Genomic DNA, 12,894 nt, shown 5'->3' on the forward strand with positions numbered 1-12,894 from the left:
CCGGCCATCGCTCCCAGCGTCTCAACCACCGCGGCTATCCCGCGGCGTGACCGCGTGGTGACACGGCGCCCCGACGCCCGACACGCTCATGCACCCCGTGATTCCACAAGAGACACCCATGATCGCTACCCTCAACACCCTGGGCCGCCCGCTGCTGCGGCTGGGGCTGATTCCTCAGATCGTGCTGGGCATCGTCGCCGGCATCCTGCTCGCCACCTTCGCACCCGCGACCGCCCAGTCGGTCTCATTGCTCGGCGAGCTCTTCGTCTCTGCGCTCAAGGCGGTGGCCCCGGTGCTGGTCTTCGTGCTGGTCGCGGCGGCGATTGCCAATCATCGCCAGGGGCAGCCCACCCATATCCGCTCGGTGCTGGTGCTCTATCTCGCCGGCACTCTGGTGGCGGCCCTGGTCGCCGTGGTGGCGAGCTTCGTCTTCCCCACCACCCTGACGCTGGATGCCCCGGCGGCGAGCGGCACACCGCCGGGTGGCGTCACCGAGATCCTGCGCAACCTACTGCTCAACGCCGTCGCCAACCCGGTCGAGGCGCTGCTGGACGCCAACTTCATCGCCATCCTGGCCTGGGCCGTGGGCCTGGGCATGCTGCTGCGCCGCGCCGCCGACACCACCCGCACGGCCCTCAAGGACCTCTCCGACGCCGTCTCGGGCATCGTCCAACTGGTGATCCGCCTCGCGCCGCTGGGCATCTTCGGCCTGGTCGCCAACACCCTGGCCGACTCCGGCCTCTCCGCGCTGCTCGAGTACGGCCGGCTGCTGCTGGTGATCGTCGGCTGCATGCTGTTCGTGGCACTGGTGACCAACCCGCTGATCGTGTTCGCCAAGACCCGCCAGAATCCCTATCCATTGGTCTTCACCTGCCTGCGCGGCAGCGCCATCACCGCCTTCTTCACCCGCAGTTCGGCGGCTAACATCCCGGTCAACATGGATCTGTGCAAGCGCCTCAAGCTACACGCCGATACCTATTCGATCTCGATTCCGCTGGGGGCGACCATCAACATGTGCGGCGCCGCCGTCACCATCACCGTGACCACCCTCGCCGCCGCCCACACCCTGGGCGTTCAGGTCGACTTCATCACCGCCCTGCTGCTGTGTATCGTCTCCGCACTCGCCGCCTGCGGTGTCTCCGGCGTGGCCGGTGGCTCGCTGCTGCTGATCCCCATGGCCGCCAGCCTGTTCGGCATCTCCGCCGATGTCGCCATGCAGGTAGTGGCGATCGGCTTCGTGATCAGCGTGGTGCAGGACTCCACCGAGACCGCGCTGAACTCCTCCACCGATGTGCTGTTCACCGCCGCGGCCTGCCGCGCCGATGGCAAGACCGACACGGCCTGACCCTGCGCCTTGCAGCCCCTCCTTGGCGCCGCCTTCCGGGCGGCGCCATCGCCTTGCCTTTCGTCGCCCCACCCAGCGCTTGACTCCCCCACCCGCCACCCTTCTCGTCTGTCTTTTTTCCTTCTTTCCGCCCTTTCTCATCCCGTTCCTGCTGCTTCACCGTTATCCGCTTGACAGGTTAGCGTTCCTTTTATAGAACGTTCCTTATATCGAACATTCTTGCCATCGAACGGCTCGGAGCATGCGCATGGACCGCCTCGCCCTCGGCACTCTGGGCCAGCATCTGCAGCGCCTGCGACAGGACAAGGGGCTATCGCTGTCGCATCTGGCCGCCGCCGCCGGCATCGCCAAGTCGAACCTGTCGCGCCTCGAACAGGGCAACGGCAACCCGACACTCGACACCCTCTGGCGGTTGGCGGTGCAGCTCAACGTGCCCTTCGGCACCCTGGTGGCGCCGATCACCGTGCCGCTGGGCGAGGATGGCGTGCAGGTGCAACTGATCGACCAGGGCCAGCAAGCGCCCCAGGTGGACGCCTACTGGATGCGCTGCGCGCCCCGTACTACCCGCCATGCCGAACCCCATACCCCAGGCACCCGGGAATCGCTCACCGTGATCAGCGGCGAACTGGAGGTAGGCCCCGAGGGCGAAGTCACGCGGCTGCACGCCGGCGACAGCTTCGGCTTCCCGGCCGACCGCCCCCACTGCTATCGCACCGGCGAGCACTGGGCGACGCTGCTCGTCACCATCGTCTACGCCAAGGAGGGCGCCACGCCATGACCCTGCAAGCCACCTCGATGCCGACACGCCCTTGGTTGACGGGCGTTCGCGAGGCCATCCCGCTACTCGGCGGGTACCTGCCGGTAGCAATCTCTTTCGGCCTGATCGCCGCACAGGCGGGCTTCACACCCTGGGAGGCCACGCTCATCTCGCTGCTGGTGTACGCCGGCGCCTCGCAGTTCCTGTTCGTCGGCATGGTCGCCAGCGGTGCGCCCTTATGGCTGGTGGTCGCCATGACGCTGCTGATCAACGTGCGCCACATGGTCTACGCCCCCAACCTGGCGCCCTGGCTGGGCCAGAGCCGCTGGTGGCCATGGCTGATGCACGGCCTGACCGACCAGGTCTTCGCCCTGGCTCACCATCGTCTGCCGCAGCTCGCCGCCGCCCAGCGCCTGGGTTGGTACACCGGCGCGGCGCTGTTGGCCTGGGCGAGCTGGGTCGCCGGCACCGCCCTGGGAGCCGTGGCCGGTGAATGGGTCGTCGCCCGCTGGCCACTGCTCGGCGAGATCATGCCCTTCGCCCTGCCGGCCCTGTTCCTGGCCCTGCTCGCCCCCCAGTTCACCTCGCGGCGCTGGAGCCTGGCACTGATGATCAGCATCATCACGGCCTTGCTCTGTACCCTGCTCGGCTATACCAACATCGGCATTCCCGTGGCGGCCGCCTGCGGGGCGCTGTGTTTCTATGCGGTGAGGTTCACAACGCCCCACCGGGGAGGCAACGATGAATAGCGCCCTGTGGATCGCCGTGTTGGCCTCGGCCCTGGGTACCCTGCTGCTGCGTCTGGTGCCGCTCCTGTGGATGCGGCGACGGCTCAGGAAGCTCGATGGCGAGGAAGGCGTCGACGCCATGCCGCAATGGCTCACCATCCTCGGCCCGCTGATGATCGCCGCCGTGCTCGGGGTTTCGCTGGTGCCCCACCGGCTCGATGCCATCGGCTGGCTGGCCTCGGCGAGCGGCGTGCTGGTGACCCTCGGCGTCTGGTATCGGCTACGCTCGCTGGGCTGGCCGGTGGTGGCCGGCGTGGCGGCCTTCGGCGCCGTGGTGATCCTCGCCAGTCTCTGGTCCTGAGCCGCGGGCTCCTCATCGCTCAACAGGCTTCGCGCCACGGCCGGCCCGCCACGCCCCACCGACCGAAGATCCCTCGCGCGATTTTTTTTCGCGCGAGGTGAAACCAAACCGCCTTTCTCTGCGTATCCCAGAGATACACCCATCGACACCCCCTTTTTGCATCGATGAGGTGTGCTCGAATCAAGGAGAGAATGATGATGACCCGATTCATGGCAAGCGCATTCGTATCCACCGCCCTGCTCGCCGGCGCATCGATCGCCCAGGCGGAAATGCATGGCGATATGCACCCGCAGGTGTGGGCCGACGATCAGCCCGTCGCGGGTGGCACGGTCTCCGCCGAGAAGGTGACGGCGGGCAGCAACGGCTGGCTGGTGGTGCACCGCACCGATGACAGCATGAAGCCGGGCCCGGTGGTCGGCCACGCCCCGCTCAAGGAAGGCGAGAACATGGACGTCACCGCGCTGCTGACCGAAGACGTCAGCACCGGCGATCAACTGATGCTGATGGTCCACAGCGAAGAAGGCGGCATGGAAACCGGCGTGTTCGAGTACACCCTGGGCGCCTCGGAAGACGGCCCGATCAAGATGGATGGCAACCTGGTGATGAGCACCATCACCGCGCAGTGATACCGCCACTCCCAGCGAAGGGGCCCCAAGCGGGCCCCTTTTTCATGGCGTGTACCCTTGCCATGGACGGCGCCATACGCATGAAGGCTCGATTGAAGCGTCCGCTACGACACCGTCAACACGCCCCTGACTAACCGGTGGCAGCCTATGTGGAAGGCGTTCTCAGCAAGATCGTTCACGCCTTGGCCCCTCGCCTGAGTTCAATCCAGCACACAAGAGTGGGAAGCATCATCAATGCTTCCCACTCGTGTCGATAGGCCACGACTCGACACGCCAAACCAAGCGGCTCTGCCAAGCCTTCAGTACAGCTTGGCCTTGATGATCGGCTTGAGTAGATAACTCAACAGCGATCGTTCACCGGTCTGAATATCGACCTCGGCCACCATGCCGGGCCGGATGGCGAAACGCTCGCCGTGGCGTTCCAGGTGAGCTTCATCGGTACGCACCAGCACCTCGTAATAGGACACCTTGCCTCGCGGCGTTTCCTCTTCGATAGTGTCTTCGCTGATCTGCTCCACCGTACCTTGCAGGTCGCCATAGATCGTGTAGTCATAGGCCGTGATCTTGACGCTGGCCGGCATACCCGGTGCCACGAAGGCCACATCTTTCGGCTTGATACGCGTCTCGATCAATAGCTGGTCTTCCAGCGGCGTGATTTCCAGGATCGGCTCGCCGGGCTGTATGACCCCGCCGGTGGTGGTGACCATGATGTCGTTCACCCGCCCATGCACCGGCGACACGATCTCGGTGCGCTCGAGTTGGTCACGGCGCTGCAGCAGGGTCTGCTCCAGCGTCGACAGCTCCGCCTGCTTGGTGGAAAGCTCAGCATAAGCATCTTGCACATAGGTATTGCGCATCTCTGCCAGCTTGCCGGCCAGCGACGCCACGGACTGCTGTAACTTCAGGACTTCCATCTCGCTGACAGAGCGCTGTTCGACCAGCGGTTCCAGCAGCCTCAGCTGGCGCCTGGCGATCGCCATCTCGTCCTCGATGGAAGCTTCCGCCTGCAACAGCCGGTTGCGACGAGCCTCGAAGAGCGCACGTTCGGAGCGTGCCAGCTCTCCGTCGTCATCGATATCGTCAGGAAAGTGGATACTCTCCTGTTCCAACACCTCGGCTTCGAGGCGTGCGATGGATGCTCTGAGTACCTCGACCTGGCTCATCGTTTCCAGATAAGCGCTTCGAAAACGCGTATCGTCCAGCCGTAACAGGGGCTGCCCCGCTTCTACCCGTTCGCCTCGCTGCACCAGCAGGCTCTCGAGAATGCCACCCTCCAGGCTCTGTATCGTCTGCATGCGCGACAGCGGTACCACCTTGCCGTCACCACGCGTCACCTCACCGATAGTGGCCCAGGACGCCCAGGCGACAAAGATCACAATCGTGGCAACGCAACTCCACAGGATGGCGTGGGTCCCACGCGGCAGCGAGCTTCCCCCCTGGAGCTGCTCCAGCACCTGCCGCTGTTGCAATGTCCCGGTAGCCATTTCACTGCCCTCCCGCGGCGCGGGTGGCCGTTGTCCTGACCTGATTGCCCGAGACCACCTTGTCCACGGGGCCATCCATGACGCGCCGGCCGTCCTTGAGCACGACCGCACGCTGCACCAGCGACAATAGCGTCTTCCGATGGGTGGCAATCACGACGGTTCGACCCTCGAGCCACTGCGTGAGAAAGCCGATGACCTGTTGCTCGTTGGTCTGGTCGTAGGCGGCCGTTGGCTCATCCATCAGCACGATGCACGGATCCTGCAGGATCAATCGGGCCAGGCCAACCGCCTGGCGCTGACCGCCTGACAGGCTTGTATTGCCTTGAAGCGGCATGTCCAGACCCAGCGCATGACGCCGGACGAAGCGACCGAGACCGACATTATCCAGCGCCACCATCAGTTCTTCATCGTGATAGGCGCCGCCGTCCAGCATCAGATTGTCACGCAGGGTGCCGTGGAACAACGCAATGTCCTGGGGCACATAACCGATGGCTCGGCGACGATCCGCCGGCTCGATCTGGCTCAGGTTCACCTCGTCGAGCTGGATCGTCCCGCGCTCCGGGTCGATCAGCCCAGCCAACAGCCGCAGCAGGGTCGATTTGCCGGCGCCATTGCCTCCCAGCAGAGCGATACGCTCGCCTGCGGCAATCGACAGCGAGTCGAGCACTAGAGCCGGAGGCGCATCCTGCTGATAGACGAGCCCGGCATCGCGAAGTTCGTAACGTCCCTGCACCCGCTCCTTGCGCACGAACTGTCGCCCAGCAGGACGCTCTGTCGGGGCGTCCATCAGACCATCCAGGCCCTCCATGGCGACCTTGACGTGCTGCCAACGCGCCAGGATACCGGCCACCTGAGCCATCGGCGCGACCACCCGCGAGGTCAGGATGGTACAGGCGATCAGGCCGCCGACGGTTAGCTCTCCTGCGGTGATGACATAGACGCCGGCGATGACCACACCGACATACACCAGTTGCTGGACCATGGAAGCGCCGTAGGTCAGCTTCGACGACAGGCGCCGATGGCGGGTGGAAGCCTCGGCGAGTTCCCCCGATAAGCTATCCCACATGCGTAGGTGGCGCCCCTCGGCGCGACTTGCCTTGACCGACTCCAGGTGATCAACCGTCTCGAGTAGAACCCCTTGGCGCACCGCCCCTTCACGCAGGTTCTGGCGCGATAGGCGCGCCAGTTTGCGCTGAGCAAGAAGCCCGGGCAGCAGCATCATCACGATGCCCGCCACGGGCACCCACACCATGTCTCCACCGATAAAGTAGATGACTCCGAGAAACAGCACGACAAAGGGCAGATCGCTTATCGCGCCGATGGTGGAAGACGTCAGGAACTCACGGACGCTCTCGAACTCCTGGATCTGGCTGGAAAAGGCCCCCACCGATCCAGGCTTGGCCGCCAGGCGCAGGTTCATCACTTGTGAAAAGAGCCGCGACGACAGCTGTTGATCGAGTTGCTTGCCGGTATTGTCGAGCAGGCTCGCCCGCAGGACCCGCAGACCAAATTCGAGCAGAATCGCCAGGCCGACACCGCTGGCCAGGATCCACAGGGTGGAGAATGCCTCGTTGGGGACCACCCGATCATAGACCTGCATGGCGAACAGCGCCGTACCGATGGCCAGCAGATTGGCCATCAGAGCCGCCACCCCGACCTCTACCCAGGTCCCCCAGCAGCGGCTCAGGGGGCCTTTCAGCCAGTGTTCCTGAGGCTCCTCGGCGAAGCCCCCGGCACGATCATCCGGCTGAAAATCCGGCCTGGCGACGATCGTCACGCCGGTGTGCCTGGCGCACAATTCCCGGAAGTTACAGGACTCGATGCCACCACCGCTTTCACTCAGCAGCACCTTCATCACGCCCTCTTCACGGGCCACCACCGTCACCCAGCGCTCGTCGTCCAGCTCGATCAGTACCGGCAGCAGATCAACGGCTAACCGGTCCAGAGGGAGATCGAGGCAGCGCGCCTTCATCTGCACCCGCCTCAGGGCACGCGGCACCTCGGACACGGGTAGTCGCCCCTGCTCCAACGGCAAACCATCCCCGAGTTCGGCGGTGGTGCAATGCCGGTCCCACTGTTCACACAGCACGACCAGCCCCTCTCGTAATGCGTCTCCATTCACGTCTTGTGACGACTCCATCGCTCAGCCTCCCTGCGCGATATCCTGTTCCCCGAGTCTCGGCACGACGGCGGCCAGCATTCCCAACTGCGAAGCGGCTCGATACTGCAAGCGCAGTTGCTGGATCTCGACGTCAATGCGCTGTCTGGCCGCCTCGAACCGCTCGCTCTCGATACTGAGCAGGTCGGCGATATCCCTTAGGCCAACACTGAACTGATCTTCGTAGCTCGTCAGGACCTCGCCGGCCCGACCGATCTGCTCCTCGAGCCCCTCCAGGCGCCACTGGGTCACCTGGTACTGCTCCTTCAGGCCGGCGATGGTGCGCTGAAGATCACGCCGCGTGGCCCGCCGCGAGAACTGCGACGACTCCACGCGTTGAGCGGCGGCGTCGGTCTTCCTCCAGTTGGAGAGCCCCTGTATGGGGTTCATGCGCACACGCAAGGCGATGACCTGGTCCTCCTGCATGGCCCCACCGATCTCACGCCTGAGCAGCGAGCCTTCCAGATTGAGCTGAGGCAACAGCGCCGCCTCGGACTCTTCCAGCTCGGCCTTGGCCACCGAGACATCGGCCGCACTCTGCTCGAGCACCGGCGCATCGTTGATCGCTCGATTCACCCGCTCCGGTGCGGACAGGCTCGCCAGATAGTCGTCGGGTTCTGGCATGCGTGTCGCCAGGATGTCGCGTTGCAACAGCACCTGCAGTTCCTGCTGGGCCTCTCTCAGGCTCCCCCGCTCTATCGCAAGCTGCTCGCGACCACGGGCGAGATCCAAGCGGCTGCGTTCGCTTTCACTGCGGTCACTGTAGCCACCGAGGTCGCGTTGATCGGTCATGGCCGCCAGCGCCTCAAGCTTCTCTAAGTATTGTTCCACCTCGCTAACCCGACGCTGAGCCGCCACCACATCAAGGTAGAGCTCGATGATATCCAGCGCCACTTCGTCGCTAGTCACCTTTAGGGCAGCCAGTCGATGTCGATATTCGGCCGACGCAGACGCCACCTGAGACTCGATACGCCCCCAGTCATACAGCACCTGAGTCGCCGTGATATCGTAGCCGAGCTCCCCCATCAATGAGTTCTCGGGGCCCGCCGACATCTCCACCGACGGCCAGTAGCTATCACGCGCGATATCCACCTCGGTTGACGCCACACGAACGTCGGACTCCGCCGCACTGACCTGGGGATTCACGGCAAGCCCCTGGGCCACTGCCTCAGACAGGCTGAGCGCCTGGGCCTGAAAGGCGCACAACATCAGTACTCCGCCGACAAGCCCAGCACGACACCTCGCCGCCCGTCTCCCTGGTACTCGCTCTTCAACTCTCACCGCTGCACCAAGCACCACACCCACGTTCAATTGACCTCCACATTGACGGTGTCTTCCACCAACAACGTGGTACTACCCAGGCTGTACTCGACATAGGTGGTATCGCCGCTGGCCTGCTCGCTGCCCGTCGCCGTGGCGCCGGCGACATTGAGTGTATCGCCGTCATCGCCCTCCACTGTGAGGATGTTGTCATCATCGGTCAGCGCGATGGTTTCACTCTCATCGAGGGTCAGGCGGGATGCCCCATCGTCGTCCCCCAGGTCGATGCGTTCGATATTGTCGACCGTGCCGATACCAGGGTCGGTCAGGTCGAGGTCGATGCCGCCATCAAGCAGCAGCACATCCTCACCGCTCCACCCATCGATGGCGTCGAAGTTCGTCCCGGAAAGGCGAATTTCGTCGTTGCCGGCACCACCGTTGAAGGTATCGCTGCCCTGACCATCGATCAGCAGGTCGTCGCCACCGCCACCGTTGAGGACATCGTCGCCTGCTCCGCCTCTCAGCAGATCATGGCCGCCCCCGGCGTCGATGGTGTCGTTGCCGGCGTAGCCATAGAAGCGTTCGTTGCCGAGGCCACCATCCAGGTCGTTATTGCCTCCATCGCCTTCTTCGATGTAGGTGCTGCCGCCGAAGAGCTGGTCCAGCACTTCGGTTTGCAGCACATTACCGACCAGCTCGCTGTCCTCGAGGCCTTCGCTATCGGTGGCGCTGATCCGCAGTGCGTTGAGCACGCTGGCCTGCAGGTCAGTGCCAAGACCGAGCAGACCACCGTCGCCATCGGTAAATTTCACGGTGCCCAGCAGCTCATTGACCGCCAGATTGTCGATGGGACCGCCATCCAGTGCGGTGATCGTCAGCGAGGCACGCGGCGCCACAATCCCGAGGACACCGTTGGAACTCTCGGTGGAGACGCTCAGCCCGAGCTCCTCGGCCATGGCCTGAGACGCCGTCAGTTCGACCGAATCGGTCAGATTGATATCGAGCAACGGGCGGAAATCGATCGTGACCGACTCGAGATTGTTCTCGGCATCGGCTGCCACCAACGCCTGGCTGTTGAGATCGAGGATGCCCAGCGCCGAGACATCCAGAAGCCCCAGCAAGCCGCTGTCGGCCTGCACGATCGGCGCGGTATTGTCCGGATCAGGGTCACTCGGGACCGTCGGCGTATCCAGCGTTCCGGTCTCATCGACCACCACACTGGTGGACGTATTGTCGCCGTCCCCATCGGTCAGGGTCGCGCCGATCTCGGTGGACGACTTGAAGCCGCCGACCGCCGTCTCTCCCGCCTGAACGGTGGTGTCCACCGAGAGATGGCCGCCCTCGAGAAGTTGCTGAATGATCTGCCAATCCGACGCCGCATCTGCCATCAGATCGACACCCTCTAGCAGAATGACCTGGTCCGTGGCGCTAGAGGCGTAGCCACCTTCGTAACCGCCGCCGGAACTGATCTCGAGCCGGGTGTCGCCATCCGCGGTGCGCACGAAGTGCAGGAAGCTGGTCAGGTTACCGGGGTCGGTGCCGATCCTGACCTCGTTTTTCAGCAGCCCCTGAAGATCCAGAATGTCGCCGTCGGCGAGCGAGAAGTCGGTGATGGCATCCACGACAGGGCTGCCCGCGGCCCCAGCGTCTCCGGCTTCAAAGCGGAACACATCCTGGCCAGTCCCCCCGGCCAGGGTATCGGCTCCGGCGCCGCCGATCAGCAGGTCATTACCATCCCCACCGGACAAGGTGTCATCACCGGCCCCACCCCGCAGGATGTCGTTGCTGGCGCCGGCATTCAGGGTGTCGTCACCGCCATAACCATAGAGGCGGTCGCTGTTGGCGGTGCCGGTGAGGGTATTGCCCGTATCGGGATTGGACGATCCATCGCCATCTTCTACAAGGTAGCCAGGCTCGTTGCCGCCATTGAGAAGGTCGAGTCCGAGTATGTCGCTTCGCGACACAGGGCCAACACTATTCCCCTGATCATCAACAGCGGCAATAGAGAGTGACGAACCTAGGCCAATAGAGGTCAAACTACCGCTGTAGTAAACCGACCCTAAAAACTCGTTCCATTGCTGAGAACTCAACCCTCCATCAAGAGCATTTATCACGATGGATGCGTCGTTATCTATAACACCAAATCGATCTGAATTATCGACCGCCAGTCCAAATCTATCCGCCATTATCCCTGAATACTCAAACCCAGGACTACCCAGGGATACAGATAAAATCGACTCCAATTTCACCGTGACACTAACAATATCGTTGTTCGGATCATTGACGCTAAATGCCTGGCTTTCGCTAAAATTCACCAGACCAAGAGCGTCAACACCCACGATACCCAGCAAGCTGGCAGAATCACCCAACCCGACCGAAGGAGTCTGGTCAGACACAAAGGCATCATCGTCAAGGCTGCCTTGTGTAAAGCGGTAATTCCCGTCGGCAAGATTGACGTCAAACGTCTCGCCTTTCACGGTGGTGACCGTCAACTGGCTGGACACATCGTCGTATACGTAGCCAGCGATCAGGTCAGACTCACCATTCTGCGCCACGCTATCGCTGTCCTGGTCGTAGCGGAAGGTCACTCCATCGATCACGATGGAGCTGACCACACCGCCATCGGCGCCAAAGTCATCGACAAGCGTGCCTTCCACCGGCTGGGTCATCCCGCTGGTATCGATAAGGACAGGTGCTGCGGCGTCGGGCACGGCGTCGGTGAGCTGGATATCCAGGCTGCCCTCGGCGCTGTTGCCGGCGGCGTCCACGGTCGAGACCTGGAAGCCAAGGTCCAGCACATCCGCACCAAGGGCCGGGTGATCCAGCGCCGCCAGCTGGGTAAAGGTGTAAGCTCCCGTTGCCCCGTTGATGACCAGCGTCGCGACCTCACTGCCCGCCGCCGTCGCCGTCATGGTGTAGCTCTGTTGCTGGGCATCGTAACTGCCAGTCCAGGTGACATCGCTGGCACCGGCGGTAAGACCATCAGGCCCAGTGACATCGATCTGCGACAGGTCACCCCAGTCATTGCCGGCCAGGTTGCCCGAGACCGTGGCACCCAATGCCTCGCTCAGCGCCTCGCTGCTGTCGTCGATCAAAGCACCCGTGGTGTCCAGGTTCGTGGTATCTGTCACGGCCCCGGTATTACCGGCGGCATCCTCAAGCGTCATGGTGACCGTCAATTCGCCATCAGCAAGCGGACTGAGGTCGAGACCCGAGACGCTCACCGTGCCATCGCCCGCCACGGTAATCGCGCCGGGATCGACGGTGATATCGGCGGTGCCACTATCTCCGTCACTGATCACGATGCTGGATAGAGTGCTATCGGCATCGACGCGCCCGCTAAGGGAGATATCCGTGGCTTCTGCGTCGCCGATCAGGTCATCATCGAAGGCAATCGAATTGTTCGGCCCCCCAGGGGCAACGGTGTCCACACTGAAGTCGACTTCAGGGGACACCGCGGAGCTGTTGCCGGCTTCATCGGTGATCAACGCCGTGACACTGTAGCTGCCGTCTTCCAAGGCATCGTTCGGGATCACCACTGTGGCGCTACCGCCGGCGACGTCATCCTCCGTGACGGTGTAGGAGAACTTGGAGGCCACATTATCGGCATCGGTGACACTCAGCGTAATGGTGTCACTGGACCGGGTACCGATGGTCAGGCTGACGCTGACTTGTACGCCATCGGCCAGCTCACTGGCGTTGATGACGTCACCCTCGTCAATCACCAGAGACGGGGCGTCTATACCGTCATCGCCGCCCGGGCTGGTGCCATCCACGCTGAAGTCGATGCTATCGGACGGCGCCGAGCTGTTGCCGGCTTCATCGGTGATCACCGCCGTGACGCTGTAGTTACCGTCATTCAGCGAGGCTTCCGGAATCACGACATTCGCGCTGCCGGCGGTGACGTCGTCCGCCGTGACCGTATAGGTCTCGTCCTCGGCCCCATCGATGCTCAGCGTGATGGTGTCGCCGGCCTGGGTGCCGTCGGTCAGACCGACGCTGGCCTGCACGCCATCATCCAGTTCATCGGCATTGACTTGGCCATCCGCGGCTTCATCAATGGACAGGGTCGGGGCGTCGTTACCGGCGTCTCCACCAGGGCTGGTCGCATCCACAGTGAAGTCGATGTTGTTGGAAGCCACCGAGCTGTTGCCGGCGTCATCGGTGATTACCGC

9 protein-coding genes are annotated in these 12,894 nt (G+C 63.4%); 5 read left to right on the forward strand and 4 right to left on the reverse strand.

Annotated elements, in window-relative coordinates; genetic code table 11:
- The first annotated feature begins 118 nt into the window (after positions 1 to 118).
- From sstT to ETC07_RS07415, 5 genes are all read left to right on the forward strand, one after another.
- The gene (sstT, locus tag ETC07_RS07395) at positions 119 to 1,345 is read left to right on the forward strand and encodes a serine/threonine transporter SstT (RefSeq protein ID WP_136247860.1); all 1,227 of its coding nucleotides are present in this window, start codon (positions 119 to 121) and stop codon (positions 1,343 to 1,345) included.
- A 247-nt stretch (positions 1,346 to 1,592) separates the two neighbouring features.
- Complete coding sequence (locus tag ETC07_RS07400) at positions 1,593 to 2,123, forward strand: helix-turn-helix domain-containing protein (RefSeq protein ID WP_136247861.1); 531 nt, start codon at positions 1,593 to 1,595, stop codon at positions 2,121 to 2,123.
- Positions 2,120 to 2,851, forward strand: a complete 732-nt coding sequence (locus tag ETC07_RS07405) for an AzlC family ABC transporter permease (RefSeq protein ID WP_136247862.1) — start codon at positions 2,120 to 2,122, stop codon at positions 2,849 to 2,851. The genes ETC07_RS07400 and ETC07_RS07405 overlap by 4 nt, the downstream gene beginning before the upstream one ends.
- Positions 2,844 to 3,191, forward strand: coding sequence for an AzlD domain-containing protein (locus tag ETC07_RS07410; protein ID WP_136247863.1), 348 nt, complete (start codon positions 2,844 to 2,846; stop codon positions 3,189 to 3,191). The genes ETC07_RS07405 and ETC07_RS07410 overlap by 8 nt, the downstream gene beginning before the upstream one ends.
- Before the next feature lie 209 nt (positions 3,192 to 3,400).
- The gene (locus ETC07_RS07415; RefSeq protein ID WP_240724585.1) at positions 3,401 to 3,817 is read left to right on the forward strand and encodes a DUF7282 domain-containing protein; all 417 of its coding nucleotides are present in this window, start codon (positions 3,401 to 3,403) and stop codon (positions 3,815 to 3,817) included.
- Between the two features lie 299 nt (positions 3,818 to 4,116).
- On the opposite strand, the gene ETC07_RS07420 is transcribed toward ETC07_RS07415, so the two are convergent.
- The 4 genes from ETC07_RS07420 to ETC07_RS07435 form a co-directional block, all read right to left on the reverse strand.
- On the reverse strand, positions 4,117 to 5,301 hold the full coding sequence (locus ETC07_RS07420) for an HlyD family type I secretion periplasmic adaptor subunit (protein WP_136247865.1): 1,185 nt from the start codon (positions 5,299 to 5,301) through the stop codon (positions 4,117 to 4,119).
- A gap of 1 nt (position 5,302) precedes the next feature.
- On the reverse strand, positions 5,303 to 7,441 hold the full coding sequence (locus ETC07_RS07425) for a type I secretion system permease/ATPase (protein ID WP_136247866.1): 2,139 nt from the start codon (positions 7,439 to 7,441) through the stop codon (positions 5,303 to 5,305).
- A gap of 3 nt (positions 7,442 to 7,444) precedes the next feature.
- Positions 7,445 to 8,668, reverse strand: a complete 1,224-nt coding sequence (locus ETC07_RS07430) for a TolC family protein (RefSeq protein ID WP_136247867.1) — start codon at positions 8,666 to 8,668, stop codon at positions 7,445 to 7,447.
- Between the two features lie 98 nt (positions 8,669 to 8,766).
- Positions 8,767 to 12,861: a beta strand repeat-containing protein gene (locus ETC07_RS07435; RefSeq protein WP_205742516.1), complete on the reverse strand. Its 4,095-nt coding sequence runs from the start codon at positions 12,859 to 12,861 to the stop codon at positions 8,767 to 8,769.
- Between the last annotated feature and the right edge of the window lie 33 nt (positions 12,862 to 12,894).

Origin of the sequence: Halomonas borealis, assembly GCF_004798905.1 — a bacterium.
Classification (GTDB): Bacteria; Pseudomonadota; Gammaproteobacteria; order Pseudomonadales; family Halomonadaceae; genus Halomonas; species Halomonas borealis.

Coding starts and splice junctions, on each gene's coding strand:
- ETC07_RS07400 (WP_136247861.1), top strand. CDS start 1,593: ATGGACCGCCTCGCCCTCGGCACTCTGGGCCAGCATCTGCAGCGCCTG.
- ETC07_RS07420 (WP_136247865.1), bottom strand. CDS start 5,301: ATGGCTACCGGGACATTGCAACAGCGGCAGGTGCTGGAGCAGCTCCAG.
- ETC07_RS07425 (WP_136247866.1), bottom strand. CDS start 7,441: ATGGAGTCGTCACAAGACGTGAATGGAGACGCATTACGAGAGGGGCTG.
- sstT (WP_136247860.1), top strand. CDS start 119: ATGATCGCTACCCTCAACACCCTGGGCCGCCCGCTGCTGCGGCTGGGG.
- ETC07_RS07415 (WP_240724585.1), top strand. CDS start 3,401: ATGGCAAGCGCATTCGTATCCACCGCCCTGCTCGCCGGCGCATCGATC.
- ETC07_RS07410 (WP_136247863.1), top strand. CDS start 2,844: ATGAATAGCGCCCTGTGGATCGCCGTGTTGGCCTCGGCCCTGGGTACC.
- ETC07_RS07430 (WP_136247867.1), bottom strand. CDS start 8,668: ATGTTGTGCGCCTTTCAGGCCCAGGCGCTCAGCCTGTCTGAGGCAGTG.
- ETC07_RS07405 (WP_136247862.1), top strand. CDS start 2,120: ATGACCCTGCAAGCCACCTCGATGCCGACACGCCCTTGGTTGACGGGC.